This window comes from Bradyrhizobium sp. 149 (assembly GCF_023073915.1).
Taxonomy (GTDB): Bacteria; Pseudomonadota; Alphaproteobacteria; order Rhizobiales; family Xanthobacteraceae; genus Bradyrhizobium.
Window position 1 is genome coordinate 393,330 of sequence record NZ_JADPKK010000013.1, and the last position, 17,483, is coordinate 410,812.

Here is a 17,483-nt window from a genome sequence, read left to right on the forward strand (position 1 = left end):
CCCCGGCATCATACTCATTGCAGGAGCGGAGTCCGCAAGTCGAGGGTCAGCGGAAACTCATTTGTGCGTTCCTCGGGCGGCGGCTGCATCGGACCGGGCGTATGGCCGTGGTCCTGGAACCGCGCCAGCCGCCGCGCCTCGGCCTCGTAGGTGTTGACGGGCTTGGTGTCGTAGCTGCGGCCGCCGGGATGGGCGACGTGATAGACGCAGCCGCCGAGCGAGCGGCCGTTCCAGGTGTCGATGAGGTCGAAGGTCAGGGGCGCGTGAACGGGAATGGTCGGGTGCAGGCCGGAGGCCGGCTGCCAGGCCTTGAAACGGACGCCGGCCACCGCCTCGCCCGAGCGGGCGGTGGAGGTCATCGGCAGGCGGCGGCCGTTGCAGCTGACGATATGGCGGCCCTCGACGAAGCCTTCCGCCTTGACCTGGAGCCGCTCGACCGATGAGTCGACATAGCGCACGGTGCCGCCGGCCGAGCCCTCCTCGCCGAGCACGTGCCAAGGCTCCAGCGCCTGCCGCAGCTCCAGCGTCACGCCGCCATGATGGATGCGGCCGAAAGCGGGGAAGCGGAATTCGAGCTGGGCCAGATACCATTCGGGCTCGAACGGATAGCCGAACTGCTTCAACTCGGAGAGCACATCGAGGAAATCTTCCCAGATGAAGTGCGGCAGCATGAAGCGATCGTGCAGCGCGGTGCCCCAGCGCACGAACTTGCCTTGTTGCGGCTCGCGCCAGAATTTTGCGATCAGCGCCCGGATCAGGAGCTGCTGCGCCAGCGACATGCGCGGATCCGGCGGCATTTCGAGCGCGCGGAATTCGACGAGGCCGAGCCGGCCGGTCGAGCCATCCGGTGAATAGAGCTTGTCGATGCAGATCTCGGCGCGATGGGTATTGCCGGTGATGTCGACGAGGAGATGCCGGAACAAACGATCCACCAGCCACAGCGGCGCCTGGTAGCCCGGCGGCGGCACGTGCGAGAGCGCGACCTCGAGCTCGTAAATGCTGTCGTGGCGCGCTTCGTCGATGCGCGGTGCCTGACTGGTCGGGCCGATGAACAGGCCGGAGAAGAAATAGGACAGCGAGGGATGACGCTGCCAATACAGCACCAGGCTCTTCAACAGATCGGGCCGGCGCAGGAACGGCGAGTCCTGCGGTGAGGCGCCGCCGACCACGACGTGATTGCCGCCGCCGGTCCCGGTGTGGCGGCCGTCGACCAGGAAGCGGTTGGCGCCGAGGCGTGTCTTGCCTGCATCCTCATAGAGCCCGGTGGTGATGTCGACGGCCTCGCGCCAGTTCTTCGCCGGCTGGACATTGACCTCGATCACGCCGGGATCAGGCGTCACCTTGATCACGTCGACGCGCGGATCGAACGGCGGCGGATAGCCTTCGACATGGACCTGGAGCTGCATCTCCTCGGCGGTCGCTTCGAGCGCTGCGATCATCTCGAGATAATCCTCGATCTGCTCGACCGGCGGCATGAAGGCGCAGAGCACGCCGTCGCGGACCTCGACCGACATCGCGGTGCGGACCGGGACGGAGGTGTTGAGCTCTTCGGGCTCGAGCTGCTCCGACGAGTCCGGACGCGCCGGAAGGCTGAACACCGGCAGCTTGCCGCGGGGCTCCATCGGATCCCGCTCGACGATGTAGGGATATTGATCGGGCGGGACATAGCCGAGCGAGTCGAGCGGCAAGCGCAGGCCGAGCGGCGAATCGCCCGGCATCAGGAACAGATGACTGCGCCGGAGCTGCCAGCGCTCGCTGCGCCAGCGTGGCGGCGCATTCCAGCGCTGCACCGGCAGCACGAAGCCGCGAGGGTTGTTGAGCCCCTGCTCGAACACCCGCGCCATCCGCGCGCGGGCCTCCGGATCGGACAATTTGGAATCGGACGGGTCGACGTTGACGGGAAGCTCGGATTCCTTCTGCAGCCAGTACGCGGTGTCCTCATAGGCCGGCATGATGTAGCCGGGATCGAGCCCGAGCCGCAACGCCGTGCCCTCCACGAACGCCTTGACGTCCTTGGCCTGGGCCGGCCGCGGATTTTCGATGCTGGCAATGAGGTCGGCATTCTTCCAGATCGGCACGCCATCCTTGCGCCAGTACAGGCCAAAGGCCCAGCGCGGCAGGCTTTCGCCGGGATACCATTTGCCCTGACCAAAGTGCAGCAGGCCACCCGGTCCGAAGCGCGCGCGCAGGCGGCGGATCAAATCGTCGGCGAGCCCGCGCTTGGTCGGGCCGACGGCGTCCGTATTCCACTCGGCGCCTTCGAGATCATCGACGGAGACGAAGGTCGGCTCGCCGCCCATGGTCAGACGCACGTCCTGCGCGGCGAGATCGCCGTCGACCTGCTCGCCGAGATCGTTGAGCCGTATCCAGGATTCATCCGAGAACGGTTTTGTGATGCGCGGCGCCTCGCGAATGCGCCGGACGCTCATGTCGAAGGCGAATTCGACCTCGGCAAATCCGGCGCCGCCGGAGATCGGCGCCGCCGAGCGGTAGTGCGGCGTCGCGGCGACCGGGATGTGGCCCTCGCCCGCAAGCATGCCCGAGGTCGCGTCGAAGCCGATCCAGCCCGCGCCCGGCAGGTAGACCTCCGCCCAGGCGTGCAGGTCGGTGAAATCATTCTCGACCTCCGGCGGCCCCTCGATCGGATCGATGTCGGGACGGACCTGGATCAGATAGCCGGAGACGAAACGGGCGGCGAGACCGAGGTGACGGAAGGTCTGGATCAGAAGCCAGGCGGAGTCTCGGCACGAGCCGGCCGCGGAGGAGAGCGTCTCCTCCGGCGTCTGCACGCCCGCCTCCATGCGGATGACGTAGCCAATCCTTTTCTGCAACTCTCTGTTCAGATCGACCAGGAAGTTGACGGTGTTCGGGGCTTCGTGCGGGATCGTGTCGAGATATTTCGCGAACAGCCGATCCGGCTTGACGGTCTCGAGATAAGGCGCGAGTTCCGTCTTGAGATCTTGCGGATATTCGAACGGAAAGCTGTCGGCGTAGGGCTCGACGAAGAAGTCGAACGGATTGACCGTGGTCATCTGCGCCGTGAAATCGACCTCGATCTTGAGCTCGGTCGTCTTCTCCGGGAAGACGTAACGCGCGATCCAATTGCCCAGCGGATCCTGCTGCCAGTTCACGAAATGATTGGCCGGCGTGACCTTGAGCGAATAGCTCAGGATCGGCGTGCGCGTATGCGGCGCCGGCCGCAGACGGATGGTCTGCGGGCCGAGATCGATCGGGCGGTCGTATTTGTAGTGCGTGACGTGGTGTAATGCGACGTAGATCGACACGGGATGCGGTACTCCAGCAGCTTTTTTGAGCAGAACACCGCTGGTGACCTCGATCAAGCACTAACAACGGGCAGACCGTGCCTATGGCACGGGCTGCGGCTTTGCTACATCGTCGCGCCGAGCACCCAGGGCGCGAACTCGGCACCGCCGAAATCAAAGCTCTCGCTCTTGGTCGGCTGGCCGGAGGCGGTCTTCAGGATGAGTTCGAAGATGCGCTGGCCGCATTGCTGGACGCTCTCCTCGCCTTCGAGGATGGTGCCGCAATTGACGTCCATGTCCTCCTCCATGCGCTTGTACATGGGCGTGTTGGTCGCCAGCTTGATCGAGGGCGCCGGCTTGCAGCCGAACACACTGCCGCGGCCCGTGGTGAAGCAGATGAGATTGGCACCACCGGCGACCTGCCCGGTCGCGGCAACAGGATCGTAGCCGGGCGTGTCCATGAAGACGAAACCCTTCTTGGTGATGGGCTCGGCATAGCGCAGTACCTCGACGAGGTTGGTGGTGCCGGCCTTCGCCATTGCACCGAGCGACTTCTCCAAAATGGTGGTGAGACCGCCGGCCTTGTTGCCGGGGCTCGGATTGGCATTCATCTCGGCGCCTTCGCGCGTCGTGTATTCGTCCCACCAGCGCATGAGATCGACGAGCTTCTCGCCGACCTCGCGACTGACGGCGCGGCGCGTGAGCAAATGTTCGGCGCCATAGGTCTCAGGCGTCTCCGACAGGATCACGGTGCCGCCGTGACGCACGATGAGATCGCTGGCCGCACCCAGCGCCGGATTGGCGGATACGCCGGAATAGCCATCCGAGCCCCCGCATTGCAGCGCCACGGTCAATTCGCTCACCGGCACGGATTCGCGCTTGACCTTGTTGGAATCCGCAAGCGCCTCGCGCACGAAGGCGATGCCGGCTTCCACGGTCCTGCGGGTGCCGCCGACCTCCTGGATGTCCATCGCGCGCAGACGTCCCGCGAGCTTCTGCTCCTCCATCAGGCCGCCGATCTGGTTCACCTCGCAGCCGAGGCCGAGCACGATCACATGAGAGAAGTTCACGTGCCGCGCATAGCCGCCGAGCGTGCGGCGGAGCAGCGCCAGCGGCTCGTTCTGCGTCATGCCGCAGCCGGTCTTGTGGGTCAGCGCGACAACGCCGTCGACATTGGGGAAGTCGGCCAGCGGATTGGCGCCGGTGAACGGATTCTTCTTGAAGACGTCGGCGACGAGGCTCGCGACATGCGCGCTGCAATTCACCGAAGTCAGGATGCCGATATAGTTGCGCGTGGCGACGCGGCCGTCCGGGCGGCGGATGCCCTCGAAGGTCGCCGGCAGGTCGAAATTCGGCGTCGGCTTGACGTCGACGCAATAGGCGTAGTCCTTGGCGAAATCGCCCATGCCGCAATTCTGCACGTGCACGTGCTGGCCCGGCCCGATCGGCACCGTCGCAAAGCCGATGATCTGGCCGTAGCGTATCACGGGCTCGCCGACTGCGATCGGCTTGATCGCGACCTTGTGGCCGGAGGGAATGCGCTCGACCGTGGTTACGCCGTCGGCCACCAACGTTCCCGGCGGCAGGCTCGCGCGCGCGATCAGCACGCCATCATCGGGATGCAGGCGAATGACGGGGCTGATGGTCATGGGAGGTCTCCTGTATCGAAACTATCGTGCCCCGGACGCAGCGCAGCGTGAAACGGTGCGCTGCTGATCCGGGGTCCACTTGTCACGTCACGTACGTTGCAAACGACTGGGTCCCGGTTCTGCGGAGCGGCACTGCGCGCCGCACCGCGTCCGGGACACAGGGAGTTCAGGCTTTGCCGCCCGCATCCTTGCGGGTCGCATTCACCTGCATCTTCGCGTAGGTCGTCATCAAACCGACCTCGTTCGAGAGCGTCACCAGCTTGAAGCCCATGTTGATGGCGCGCGCGGCACCCTCGGCGCCGCTGCAATGGATGCCGGGATTGAGGCCGCGCTTGCCGCATTCCTTGATGATCTTGTCGTAGATCGCGAGGATCTCCGGCTCGCTGCGATCGAGCTTCGGCTCGAGGCCATAGGAGAAGCCGAGGTCGGACGGGCCGATATAGACGCCGTCGATCCCTTCGACGTCGAAGATCGCTTCCATGTTCTCGACGGCGGTTTTGGTCTCCATCATCGGCAGCAGCACGATGTCGTCGTTCGCCGTCTTCTGGTAGGAGCCCGCGGTGCCGTACATGCCGGCGCGGATCGGGCCGTTGGAGCGGACGCCCTTCGGCGGATATTTGGCATAGGAAACCAGGTTCCTGGCTTCCTGCGGCGTGTTGACCATCGGGCAGATCACGCCATAGGCGCCGCCGTCGAGCACCTTGCCGATGATGCCGGGCTCGTTCCAGGGCACGCGGACCATCGGCGTGATCGGATGCTTGTCCATCGCCTGGAAGCACTGCACCATCGAGAGATAATCCTGCACCCCGTGCTGCATGTCGACGGTGACGCTGTCGAAGCCGCATTGCGCGATCATCTCGGCGGAGAAGCCGGAGGGAATCGCGAGCCACGCGTTGACCACGGCCTTGCCCGACTTCCAGATTTCCTTGACCTTGTTCGCCACGTTGCCTTCCTTCTTCGTTGTTTGGACCGTGTTGTCGGGACCATCGTCACCATAAGGCGTGCCACGACGGCAAGACCCGCTGTTACCGCGAACCGAGGCGCCGCGCTACGCTCGCAATGACGCAAGACCTATGCAGTCGCCCTCTGGATGCTGACTTCGCTGACGCCGACCTTGCGGGCGGTGTTCACTATCGCCGCCCAGCTGCCGCCCGGCAAGGGCCGCCGATTTTTGCGCATCGGCTTGAGCGGCACTTGAGCGAAAAAATGCGGCGATGTCCATGATTGTTGCCGCGCGCTCGCGCATATCTGCTTTCACTCCCCGGCACTTGCCTCTTCGGCCGCGCCAAGCCCTGCAAGACTCCGTTCGAGTTCGCCGAGCATCTCCTGCAGTTCGGCGAGCTTGCGTGCGCCAAAGCGCCGCGTGATCTCCGCATAGATCGCTTCGGAGGACGGCGCGACGGAAGCCATCAGCTTCACGCCCTTTTCCGAGATCGAGACCATGCTGCGGCGCTGGTCCGCCTTCGCGGTCTTGCGCTCGATCAAATTGCGCGCCTCCAGGTCGCGCAGGATGCGCGACAGGCTCGGACCGAGCAGGAACGCAGTGCGCGCGAGTTCCGTGACCTCGACCGTGTCGATCGCGGCCAGCGCGCGCAGGATGCGCCATTGCTGCTCGGTCAGGCCATGCTCGCGCAGCGAGGGACGGAATTGCCGCATGACCGCCTCGCGTGCCCGCAGCAGCGACATCGGCAGCGAACGCGAGAAGTCGCGCATCGGCACCTGCCGCACGGCGGCTGCGCCGTCGTCCGCTGGATCAGCCGGTCTCTTCACCATAATGCCCCTTCAATCCGTGAAATGTTGCAGTGCAGCAAGCCCACAATTCGATTGACGCATTCACTTAACATGTTAAGTATCTTCCCGCACCCCGATTTGTAAGATCACAAATGGCGCTATCCAACGACGATATCCGAGCTTGCGCGAACCGTCTGCACCAGGCGGAGAAGACCCGCACGCAGATCCGGCAGCTCTCGCAGGATTTTCCCGACATCAGCATCGCTGACGCCTACGCGATTCAGAAGGCTTGGGTCGACGTCAAGATCGCCGAGGGGCGCATCGTCAGGGGACACAAGATCGGCCTGACCTCGAAGGCGATGCAGAGTGCGCTCGCCATCAACGAGCCGGATTCCGGCGTGCTGCTCGACGACATGTTCTTCGCCGATGGTGGCTTCGTCCCGACGGAGCGCTTCATCGCGACGCGCGTCGAAGCCGAGCTCGCCTTCGTCATGAGCAAGCGCCTCGCGGGTCCCGACTGCACGCTATTCGACGTGCTGAACGCCACCGAGTTCGTGGTGCCGGCGCTCGAGATTCTGGACACGCGGATCGAGCGCGTCGATCCCCAGACCAAGGCAACGCGAAAGATTTTCGACACCATCGCCGACAACGCGGCCAATGCCGGCATCGTGCTGGGTGGACGGCCGATCCGCCCGCTGGACGCCGATTTGCGCTGGATCGGCGCGCTCTGTTTCAAGAACGGCCAGCTCGAAGAGACCGGCCTTGCCGCCGGCGTGCTCAATCATCCCGCGACCGCCGTCGCCTGGCTCGCCAACAAGATCGCACCGCTCGGTCTTGCGCTCGAGCCCGGACAGGTCGTGCTCGCCGGTTCCTTCATCCGTCCGATCGAGACCCGCAAGGGCGACACAATTCAGGCCGATTACGGCGCCTATGGCTCGGTGAGCTGCTACTTCGCTTAGGCCAACAAAAATAGGGAGTGAAACCGCGATGCCGCATTTCACGATCGAATATTCGGCCAATCTCGACGGCCGCGTCGACATCGGCGCGGCGTGCGAGGTGGTGCGCAAGGCGGCGGTCGAGACCGGCATCTTCCCGCTCGGCGGCATCCGCGTCCGCGCCGTCAGGTGCGAGCATTATGCCATCGCCGATAACAGGCAGGATTACGGCTTTCTCGACATGGTGCTGCGCATCGGCGAAGGCCGCGACCTCAAGACCCGCAAGGAGGCCGGCGAGCACGTGTTCCAGGCGCTCTCCCGGCATCTGGATCCCGTCTTCGCAAGCTCGAAATTCGCCCTGTCGTTCGACATGCAGATCAACGACAAGGACACGAGCTGGAAGCGCAACAACATCCACGACGCCCTGAAAATGGAGGCCGCCAATGGATAAGCCCACGCCCAAAGCCGATGTGTTCCAGGCCAACCGCGAACGCGTCGCACCGCTGCTGAAGACGCTGCGCGCCGACGGCATCGGCCACATGATCGATGGCAAGATCGTGCCGTCGATCTCAGGCGAGACATTTGAGACGAAATCGCCGGTCGACGGCGCGACGCTCGCAAGCGTTGCCCGCGGCAATGCCGAGGATATCGATCGCGCCGCCACCGCGGCCGCCCTTGCCTTCAAGTCCTGGCGCGACATGGCACCGGCGATGCGGAAGAAGCTGCTGCATCGGGTCGCCGACGCCATCGAGGACAATGCCGACGACATCGCGGTGCTCGAATGCATCGACACCGGCCAGGCCTATCGCTTCATGGCCAAGGCCGCGATCCGCGCCGCCGAAAACTTCCGCTTCTTTGCCGACAGATGCGGCGAGGCGCGCGACGGCCAGAACACGCCGAGCGACGAGCATTGGAACGTCTCGACCCGCGTGCCGATCGGCCCGGTCGGCGTGATCACGCCGTGGAATACGCCGTTCATGCTCTCGACCTGGAAGATTGCGCCTGCTCTCGCAGCAGGGTGCACCGTGGTGCACAAGCCGGCGGAGTGGTCGCCGGTCACGGCGGCCATTCTGGCAAAGCTCGTCAAGGAAGCCGGCGTTCCCGACGGCGTGCTCAACACCGTGCACGGCTTTGGCGAAGAGGCCGGCAAGGCATTGACCGAGCATCCCGCCATCAAGGCGATCGGCTTCGTCGGCGAGAGCGCGACGGGCTCGGCGATCATGGTTCAGGGCGCACCGACGCTGAAGCGCGTGCATTTCGAGCTCGGCGGCAAGAACCCGGTGATCGTATTCGACGACGCCGATCTCGACCGCGCGCTCGATGGGGTCGTGTTCATGATCTACTCGCTCAACGGCGAGCGCTGCACCTCGTCGAGCCGCCTGCTGATCCAGGCCAGCATTGCCGAAAAATTCATCGAGAAGCTGGCCGCGCGCGTAAAAGCCTTGAAGGTCGGCCACCCCCTCGATCCCGCGACCGAGATCGGGCCGCTGATCCACGAGCGGCACCTGGCAAAAGTCTGCTCCTATTTCGACATCGCACGCCAGGACGGCGCGACGATCGCGGTCGGCGGCAAGGCCTATGACGGCCCGGGCGGCGGACATTATGTCGAGCCAACGCTGGTGACCGGAGCGCATGGCAAGATGCGGGTGGCACAGGAAGAGGTGTTCGGCCCCTTCCTCACCGTGCTGTCCTTCAAGGACGAGGCAGACGCGATCGAGATCGCCAACGACATCCGTTATGGGCTCACCGGCTACGTCTGGACCAACAATCTCGGCCGCGCTTTGCGCGTTGCCGATGCACTCGAAGCCGGCATGATCTGGCTGAACTCAGAAAACGTCCGCCATCTGCCGACCCCATTCGGCGGCATGAAAGCGTCGGGCATCGGCCGCGACGGCGGCGATTACTCGTTCGACTTCTACATGGAAACCAAGCACGTCTCGCTCGCGCGGGGCACGCACAAAATTCAAAAGCTGGGAATCTAGAATCACCGTCGTTCCGGGGCGCGAAGCGAACCCGGAACCTCGAGATTCCGGCTTCGGTCCTGACGGACCGCCCCGGAATGACGGGGTCCAGAGAGGGGAAACACCATGCCCGTGCCGCAACATATCTTCGAGCCGCCGTTCAACATCATCCGCTCCAGCCATGCCGTGCTGGACGTCACTGACCTGAAGCTCAGCCGCGAGTTCTATGAAAGCGTTGTCGGCCTGCATGTCGAGGACGCCGACGACAAGGTCGTCTACTTGCGCGCCGCCGAGGAGCATCAGCATCACTCGCTGGTCTTGCGCAAGGCGGCGGTGCCTGCCTGCAACCGGCTCGGCTTCAAGGTCGGCAATGACGGGGATCTCGACAAGGCCGCAAAGTTCCTTTCCGAGAACGGCCTTGGCTACGCCTTCGTCGATCAGCCTTTCCAGGGCCGCACGCTGCAATTCACCGATCCCTTCGGTTTCCAGATCGAGCTGTATGCGTCGATGGACCGGCGGCCGCATCTGCTGCGTCGCTACGACCTCTACAGGGGCTGCCACCCGCAGCGGCTCGACCATTTCAACGTCTTCGCCGCCGAGGTGCAGGACACCGTCGAATTCTATGCCCGGCTCGGCTTCCGTCTCACCGAATACGCCGAGGAAGACGGACCTAACGGGCGCATCGCGGCTGCCTGGATGCACCGCAAGGGCAATGTCCACGATTTTGCCATCACCAACGGCAAGGGCCCGCGGCTGCATCACTTCGCGTACTGGACGCCGACGGCGATGAACATCATCCATCTCTGCGACGTCATGGCCTCGCAAGGGTTCGTGAAGAACATCGAACGCGGTCCCGGCCGCCACGGCATCTCGAATGCGTTCTTCCTCTATGTCCGCGACCCCGATGGACACCGTCTCGAACTCTACACCAGCGACTATTTCACCGGCGATCACGACCACGAGCCGCTGCGCTGGTCGCTGCGCGATCCACGCCGCCAGACCTTGTGGGGCGCGCCCGCCCCGCGCTCCTGGTTCGAGCAGGGCTCGCCATTCGCTGGGCAAACCGTGCGTGAGCCGAAGTTCGTGGCCGACGTGCTGGTGGCGGATTAAGCGATGACACTCCCTGGCCTCGCCACCTATTCCGTCAAGGATGCTGTCCGCTACGGCGCCGTCGTCGACGGCGGCATTGTCGATCTCTCCGCGCGCCACGCAAAAGACTATCCGACGCTGCGCGAGGTGATCGCGGCAGGAAAGCTCGCGAGCCTCGCCGAAGAGGCTGCCGGCCGCACGCCGGATCACGCGCTCGGTGACATCATTTGGCTGCCGCCGGTGCCCGCGCCGGAAAAGATCATCTGCATCGGCGTCAACTATCCCGACCGCAATGCCGAGTACAAGGACGGCCAGGACGCACCGAAATATCCGAGCATGTTCATGCGCTCGCCGCGCTCCTTCGTCGGCCACGACACGCCGCTGGTGCGCCCGCGCGCCTCCGCGCAGCTCGACTATGAGGGCGAGATCGTGCTGGTGATCGGCAAGGCCGGCCGGCACATTGCTGAAAGCGCCGCGCTCGATCACATCGCCGCGCTGACCCTCTGCAACGAAGGCTCGGTGCGCGACTGGCTGCGCCACGCCAAGTTTAACGTCACGCAGGGCAAGAACTTCGATTCCAGCGGCAGCCTCGGCCCGTGGCTTGTGCCCTACACACAGGAATCGCAGATCGCCGACATCCGCCTCACCACGCATGTCAACGGCGAGCTGCGCCAGGACGACCGCACCAGCCGGCTCATGTTTCCGTTCCGCTACCTCATCAGCTATATCTCGACCTTCGCGACGCTCGTTCCCGGTGACATCATCGTCACGGGCACGCCGACGGGGGCTGGTGCGCGGTTCGATCCGCCTCGTTATCTAAAGCCAGGCGATATGATCGAAGTCGCGGCCGAGGGCATCGGATCTTTACGTAACGGCGTCGTCGACGAAGCCTGAACAATAATCGAAATGGGATGATGCCATGACCACCCTTACCGGCGGCGAAGCAATCGTAAGCGGCCTTGTCGCCCACGGTGTCGACACCGTGTTCGGCCTGCCCGGCGCGCAGGTCTACGGCCTGTTCGACGCCTTCCACCAGGCGCAGCTCAAGGTGATCGGCGCGCGCCACGAGCAGGCCTGCGGCTACATGGCGTTCGGTTATGCGCGATCGAGCGGCAGGCCCGGCGTGTTCAGCGTGGTGCCCGGTCCCGGCGTGCTCAACGCCAGCGCGGCACTGCTCACCGCCTTCGGCTGCAATGAGCCGGTGCTGTGCGTTACCGGACAAGTACCGACGCCATTTCTCGGCAAGGGCCGCGGCCATCTGCACGAGATGCCGGATCAGCTCGCGACCCTGCGCACTTATGTGAAATGGGCGGACCGGATCGAATATCCCGGCAATGCGCCGTCCACCGTCGCGCGCGCCTTCCAGGAGATGACGTCCGGCCGGCGTGGCCCCGCCTCGGTTGAAATGCCGTGGGATGTGTTCACGCAGCGCGCCGACACGGCCGCCGCAAAGGTGCTGGAGCCGCTGCCCGCGCCGCAGCCCGACTCTGACATGATCAACCAGGCTGCCGCGCTGATCAAGAACAGCAAGGCGCCGATGATCTTCGTCGGCAGCGGCGCGATCGAAGCGCGAGAGGAGATCCTCGAGCTCGCCGAGATGATCGACACGCCTGTCGTCGCCTTCCGCAGCGGCCGCGGCATCGTCTCCAACGCGCATGAGCTCGGTCTGACGATGGCGGCGGCCTACAAGTTGTGGCCGAAGACCGATTTGATGATCGCAATCGGCACGCGCGCGGAACTGCCGGCATCGGGCTTCCGCTGGCCGTATCAGCCGAAGGGGCTGAAATCCATTCGTGTCGATATCGATCCGGCCGAGATGCGCCGGCTCGCCTCCGACATCGCTATTGTCGCCGATGCCAAGACCGGCACAGCGGATCTCGTCACAGCCGTGAAGAGGGCCGGCTATGCGAGGACGAGCGGCCGGCGGGGAGAAATCCGCGAGGCCACTGCGACCGCGCAAGCCGAGATCCAGCGTATCCAGCCGCAGATGGCGTATCTCACCATCCTGCGCGAGGTGCTGCCGCCGAACGCGATCGTGACCGATGAATTGTCCCAGTTCGGTTTCGCATCCTGGTACGGCTTCCCGATCTACGAGCCCCGCACCTTCATCACATCAGGTTATCAGGGTACGCTCGGCTCGGGCTTCCCGACCGCGCTCGGCGCCAAGGTCGCCAATCCCGACAAGCCGGTGGTGGCGATCACCGGCGACGGCGGCTTCATGTTCGGCGTGCAGGAGCTTGCCACCGCCGTGCAGTTCAACATCGGCGTGGTGACGCTGGTGTTCAATAACAACGCCTACGGCAATGTCCGCCGCGACCAGCGCGAACGTTTCGACGGCCGCGTGGTGGCGTCCGATCTGGTCAACCCCGATTTCGTCAAGCTCGCGGAATCCTTTGGCGTCGCGGCAGCGCGCGTCACAGCGCCCGACCAGTTCAAGGCGGCGATGGAGAAGGCGCTCGCCCACGGCGGGCCGTATCTGATCTCGGTGGAAGTGACGCGGGATTCGGAAGTCAGCCCCTGGGCGTTCATTCACCCGCCGAAGCCGTAGTCTTCGTCATTCCGGGGCACGCGAAAGCGTGAACCCGGAATCTCGAGGTTCCGGGTTCGATGCTTCGCATCGCCCCGGAACGACTGCTCCGAACACTAGCGCGTCCTGCGGAACGTCAGGTTGATCCGTTTCCGGCCGAGTAGCGCATGCTCGCCGTCGGCGAGCGGCGCAACGCCATGGTAGGCGAGCCTGCTCGCCCCGCCCCAGACCACGACGTCGCCATGGACCAGCCGGAAGCGGCGCGGCTTGTCGCCGCGCGCCATGCCGCCGAACAGGAACGTCGCGGGCAGTCCGAGCGAGACCGAGACGATCGGTGCCGAATAGTCCAGCTCGTCCTTATCCTGATGCAGCGACAGCCGCGTGCCGGGCTCGTAACGATTGACGAGGCAGGCATCGGGCCCGAAGCCCGCGAAGCCGCCCTGCTCCGCCGCGCGGCGGGCGAGATCACGGAGCACGGGCGGCATTTCGGGCCATGGCGCGCCCGTTCGCGGATCTATGGGGTCATAGCGATAGCCGGTATGATCGGTGATCCAGCCGCGCTCGCCGCAATTGGTCATTGCCACCGACATCAGGTGGCCGCCGGGCGTAGTCATCCGACGGAACGCCGATTGCGCGACGATCGCACGCACCGCTGCGATCAGCTCGCTCTCGATCGGCTTGACGAAGCCGCGCAGCAGCACAGCACCGTCGGCGATCTCCTCGCGTGACGGCTGCGCCTCGGCGACACTATCGAACAAGTCTGCCGTCAATCGTCACGCTCACTTGGCATCATGAAAGATCACACCCAGCGTGTGGCGCTGTCCCGAGCGAATCCGGCTCACGCCATGGCGCAGATTAACCCGGTAGGTGCCGCGTGTCCCCTGCACCGGGCGGTGATGCACGGCAAAAGCGACCGCATCGCCCTGCGCCAGTGGCACCACTTCGGCGCGGGATTGCATGCGCGGGCGCTGCTCGGTCAGCACGAACTCGCCGCCGGTAAAATCGCGTCCCGGCTCGGACAGGAGGATCGCGACCTGGAGCGGGAACACGTGCTCGCCATAGAGATCCTGATGCAGGCAATTGAAATCGCCGGCCTCGTATTGCAGCAGCAGCGGCGTCGGCCGCGCCTGCCCCGCGTCGTGGCAGCGCTTCAGGAACGCGGCCTGTTCGGCGGGGTAGCGGATGTCGATTCCCATCGCCCCATTCCAGCGATTGGCGACGCCCTGGAGATGCGCATATAGCGCCGGGCGCAATTGCGCGATCAGATCGGGCAATGGATAGGAGAAATATTTGTACTCGCCGCGCCCAAAGCCGTGGCGGCCCATGACGATGCGGCTGCGGAAGTGCGTGTCGTCAGGATAGAGCGCGGCGATGGCGCGGCATTGGTCCGGCGTCAGCAGGCGCTTCAGGACGGCGCAGCCCTGGGAGTCGAGTTCGCCGGTGATCTGCGTCCAGTCGAGGGCATCGATGTGGGCGGCAATGTCGGCTGCCGGAGATTGAGTCGATTTGCGTGCTGTTGCTGTCATCGCTCTGACTTTCGCAAGGCCGCCCGCCCTCTGCCACCCGATTTCCGACTCTCTCCTCGTCATTGCGAGCGAAGCGAAGCAATCCAGAATCCCGCCACGGAACCAACCTGGATTGCTTCGTCGCAAGGGCTCCTCGCAATGACGGCGGAGAGAGTTCCGCTCGCAATGAGGGTGCGGAGGCAGATCAGCCCAGCACCGGCAGCGTCGCCACGTCGTAGCCGTGCTTGATCGTCCGCTTCAGCACGGGGTCCTCCAGCTCGAAATCGAAGCGGTCGGCGGGACGGATGCCGCCCTTGGCGGCAAAGGTGCCGCCGAACATGGCGCAGCCGTCGGGCAGCTTGCCACCGGGAAAGCCGCGCGCGATGAGGTCGTCGACCGGCAGCATCGCGTCCAGCGTACCCTCCTGGTAGAGCACGCGCTCACCCTTGATGGTGGCCCAGGAGCGCAAAATCATCCTGTCCCAATGGCCGATGACGTCCTCGAGCTCCCATAGCGTGGATGCGATCGGCTTGTCGCACATCTGCTTGGACACCGTGACGTTGTAGGCCTCGACCTTGCGGTCGGTGTGGTCGGAGCCGCAGCCGACGAAGATGCGGCCCTGCCAGCCGATCAGCACGAACTCGACCTCGCCGCTGGAATCGCCGCCAGTGCATTCGATGCTGTCTTCCATAGTCAGCCGCCGCGCCGAGGCGCGATAGTAGATCGGCGTCGAGGCCGGCCGGGCGATACCGACCGCCTCGAGCTCGGCGATGTGCTTGTCGCGCGCGACGGGATCGCGCCCGGTCCAGCCGGCGATGACCATCTGGTCGATCGCCAGCGTCAGCGGGGTGGTGGTGTCCTGGGCGTCGACGGTGAAAGTCAGGTCAAACACGAATTACGGCCTCCATGCCGGCAGCAAGCTCGAAGATGCGGCGGTCCGATCCGCCCGTCCCCGCCAGCATCACGCCGACGGGAATCTCGCCCACGCGATGCGCAGGCAGCGAGATGGCGCAGCCGTCGATCATGTTGATGAGGCTGCAATTGCGCAGGGCGCGGATGTTCTCGCGCGTGAATGCCTTGTCATCGACAAGGTCGGCGATTCTCGGCGGCGTGTTGGGCGTGGTCGGCAGCACCAGCGCGTCGAAGGGCGCGATGCGTGCATTCACACGCGCGATCAGCGAGCGGCGCTCGTGGAGAAGATCGATATAGTCGGCCGCGCTCTGCGCCTCCCCGCGCATGATGCGCACGGAGACTCTGGGGTCGTAGACGTCGCCCTTGGACGTGAGGAGATAGCGGTGCCAGGCGTAGCTTTCAGCCGAGGCAAAGCCGCCCTTGGCATTCATCGGACCGATGTCGTGGAATTCGGCCATCTCGATGCGCTCGATGACCGCCCCGTGATCGGCCAGGCTCTTGAGCGCACGCTCGAACGTTTCGGCCACTTCCGCGTCGAGGTCGTCGAGCGCGATCGTGGTCGGCACCGCGAGCCGCATGCCTTTCACCGGCCGCGACTTCAGCGCGGCGATCGGCTCGTTCGCGAGCACGGCATCGAGTATGGCACAGCAACTGACCGATCGTGCCAGCGGGCCGATGCTGTCGAGCGAGAACGACAGCGGCACAGCCCCGTCGAGCGGCACGCGGCGCTGCGTCGGCTTGTAGCCGACGATGCCGTTATAGGCCGCCGGAATCCGGCAGGAGCCGCCGGTGTCGGTACCGAGCGCACCATGGGCCATGCCGTCGAGCACGGACACCGCGGCGCCCGAGGACGAACCGCCGGGCACGTGGCCCACGCCCCGGTTCCAGGCGCCCTTTGGTGTGCCGTAATGCGGATTGATGCCGATGCCGGAATAGGCGAACTCGGTCATGTTGGTGCGCCCGATCACGACGAAGCCGGCCTTGCGCAGCCGCGCCACCGCGGGGGCATCCTGTTCGGCCGGCGAGGAATCGTCGAGCGCGCGCGAGCCGGCGCGCGTCACCTGGCCCTTGATGTCGAAGAGATCCTTGATCGAGACCGGGATACCGGCGTAGCGCGACGGCGCCGCCTTCACCTTGCGCAAACCGTCCATGGCATCCGCCGCCGCGAGCGCAGCGTCCTTGTCGACATGGATGAAAGCACGCTGGCCCTCGCCGGCCGGATCGGCGATTTTGGCGAGGCACGCCTCAACCAGCTTGCGGGAGGTGGTGCGGCCGCTCTCAAAGTCGTCGGCGAGCTTCGCCAGTGTCGGAAAATCGGGCATGTCTGTCTCACGGAATATTTCGCGCAATCTATAGCGCCGCCTCAGTGCGACACAAGCATTGTGCGCATGATGGCATGCATGCGCATTGCTGGACCGTTGACGCGCCATGGTCGATTGTCGCATCAAGATCGCAACAGCCGGGCTAAGCTTGGCCTTGGGAGGACCTGCCGAGATGGCCGAACCGCAGCGCGCGCGACCGAAACCGACGCCCGAGACCCAGCATTTCTGGGACGGCACCAAGGCGGGCGAATTGCGTCTGCAGCGCTGCGACGCCTGCGCGCATGTCTATTTCCCGCCGCGCCCGTTCTGTCCGTCCTGCGCCTCGCGCAAGGTCACCATCTTCAAGGCGAGCGGCAAGGGCTTTCTCTACAGCTACGTGATCAATCACCGTCCCGCCGCGCCCGGCTTCACGCCGCCTTACGCGATCGCGGTGGTAGAGCTCGCCGAGGGGCCGCGCATGATGAGCAACATCATCGACTGCCCGCAGACGCCGGAGGCGCTCGAGCTCGACATGAAACTCGAGGTCGCCTTCGAGGCGCTCGATGACAAGATCACCCTCCCCGTATTTCGTCCGGCGAAGGGATAGACC

Annotated in this window: 15 protein-coding genes; 7 read left to right on the forward strand and 8 right to left on the reverse strand. The window is 64.9% G+C overall.

From position 1 onward, the window contains the following. Positions 1 to 14: 14 nt before the first annotated feature. From IVA88_RS07245 to hpaR, 4 genes are all read right to left on the reverse strand, one after another. Positions 15 to 3,284 carry a transglutaminase family protein gene (locus IVA88_RS07245; protein WP_247496593.1) on the reverse strand — a complete coding sequence of 1,090 codons (3,270 nt, stop codon included), beginning with the start codon at positions 3,282 to 3,284 and terminating at the stop codon, positions 15 to 17. A gap of 104 nt (positions 3,285 to 3,388) precedes the next feature. Continuing rightward, complete coding sequence (locus IVA88_RS07250; protein ID WP_247496594.1) at positions 3,389 to 4,912, reverse strand: altronate dehydratase family protein; 1,524 nt, start codon at positions 4,910 to 4,912, stop codon at positions 3,389 to 3,391. A gap of 166 nt (positions 4,913 to 5,078) precedes the next feature. Continuing rightward, positions 5,079 to 5,855 (reverse strand): aldolase/citrate lyase family protein, encoded by a 777-nt coding sequence (locus tag IVA88_RS07255; protein WP_247496595.1) that lies wholly within the window; start codon positions 5,853 to 5,855, stop codon positions 5,079 to 5,081. A 311-nt stretch (positions 5,856 to 6,166) separates the two neighbouring features. Next, positions 6,167 to 6,685: a homoprotocatechuate degradation operon regulator HpaR gene (hpaR, locus tag IVA88_RS07260; protein WP_247496596.1), complete on the reverse strand. Its 519-nt coding sequence runs from the start codon at positions 6,683 to 6,685 to the stop codon at positions 6,167 to 6,169. A gap of 110 nt (positions 6,686 to 6,795) precedes the next feature. Here hpaR and hpaH point away from each other — a divergent pair, with 110 nt between their 5' ends. The 6 genes from hpaH (at position 6,796) to IVA88_RS07290 (ending at position 13,176) form a co-directional block, all read left to right on the forward strand. Further along, positions 6,796 to 7,602 (forward strand): 2-oxo-hept-4-ene-1,7-dioate hydratase, encoded by an 807-nt coding sequence (gene hpaH / locus IVA88_RS07265; protein ID WP_247496597.1) that lies wholly within the window; start codon positions 6,796 to 6,798, stop codon positions 7,600 to 7,602. 28 nt (positions 7,603 to 7,630) lie between these two features. Next, complete coding sequence (locus IVA88_RS07270) at positions 7,631 to 8,029, forward strand: 5-carboxymethyl-2-hydroxymuconate Delta-isomerase (RefSeq protein ID WP_247496598.1); 399 nt, start codon at positions 7,631 to 7,633, stop codon at positions 8,027 to 8,029. After that, a complete protein-coding gene (hpaE, locus tag IVA88_RS07275) occupies positions 8,022 to 9,560 on the forward strand; it encodes a 5-carboxymethyl-2-hydroxymuconate semialdehyde dehydrogenase (RefSeq protein WP_247496599.1) in 1,539 nt (512 codons plus the stop codon). The genes IVA88_RS07270 and hpaE overlap by 8 nt, the downstream gene beginning before the upstream one ends. A gap of 105 nt (positions 9,561 to 9,665) precedes the next feature. After that, on the forward strand, positions 9,666 to 10,649 hold the full coding sequence (gene hpaD, locus IVA88_RS07280; protein ID WP_247496600.1) for a 3,4-dihydroxyphenylacetate 2,3-dioxygenase: 984 nt from the start codon (positions 9,666 to 9,668) through the stop codon (positions 10,647 to 10,649). A 3-nt stretch (positions 10,650 to 10,652) separates the two neighbouring features. Further along, a complete protein-coding gene (locus tag IVA88_RS07285; protein WP_247496601.1) occupies positions 10,653 to 11,522 on the forward strand; it encodes a fumarylacetoacetate hydrolase family protein in 870 nt (289 codons plus the stop codon). A gap of 25 nt (positions 11,523 to 11,547) precedes the next feature. Further along, on the forward strand, positions 11,548 to 13,176 hold the full coding sequence (locus IVA88_RS07290; protein ID WP_247496602.1) for a thiamine pyrophosphate-dependent enzyme: 1,629 nt from the start codon (positions 11,548 to 11,550) through the stop codon (positions 13,174 to 13,176). A 95-nt stretch (positions 13,177 to 13,271) separates the two neighbouring features. Here IVA88_RS07290 and alkB read toward each other — a convergent pair whose 3' ends face one another. From alkB to IVA88_RS07310, 4 genes are all read right to left on the reverse strand, one after another. Then, on the reverse strand, positions 13,272 to 13,925 hold the full coding sequence (alkB, locus tag IVA88_RS07295) for a DNA oxidative demethylase AlkB (protein ID WP_247496603.1): 654 nt from the start codon (positions 13,923 to 13,925) through the stop codon (positions 13,272 to 13,274). A gap of 9 nt (positions 13,926 to 13,934) precedes the next feature. Further along, positions 13,935 to 14,681 carry a 2OG-Fe(II) oxygenase gene (locus tag IVA88_RS07300; protein ID WP_247496604.1) on the reverse strand — a complete coding sequence of 249 codons (747 nt, stop codon included), beginning with the start codon at positions 14,679 to 14,681 and terminating at the stop codon, positions 13,935 to 13,937. Between the two features lie 184 nt (positions 14,682 to 14,865). Continuing rightward, a complete protein-coding gene (locus tag IVA88_RS07305; protein ID WP_247496605.1) occupies positions 14,866 to 15,552 on the reverse strand; it encodes a DUF2848 domain-containing protein in 687 nt (228 codons plus the stop codon). Beyond that, complete coding sequence (locus IVA88_RS07310) at positions 15,545 to 16,894, reverse strand: amidase (RefSeq protein ID WP_247496606.1); 1,350 nt, start codon at positions 16,892 to 16,894, stop codon at positions 15,545 to 15,547. Before IVA88_RS07310 ends, IVA88_RS07305 begins: the two co-directional genes overlap by 8 nt. A gap of 172 nt (positions 16,895 to 17,066) precedes the next feature. On the opposite strand from IVA88_RS07310, the gene IVA88_RS07315 reads away from it, so the two are divergent. Then, complete coding sequence (locus IVA88_RS07315) at positions 17,067 to 17,480, forward strand: OB-fold domain-containing protein (RefSeq protein WP_247496607.1); 414 nt, start codon at positions 17,067 to 17,069, stop codon at positions 17,478 to 17,480. Positions 17,481 to 17,483 lie beyond the last annotated feature (3 nt).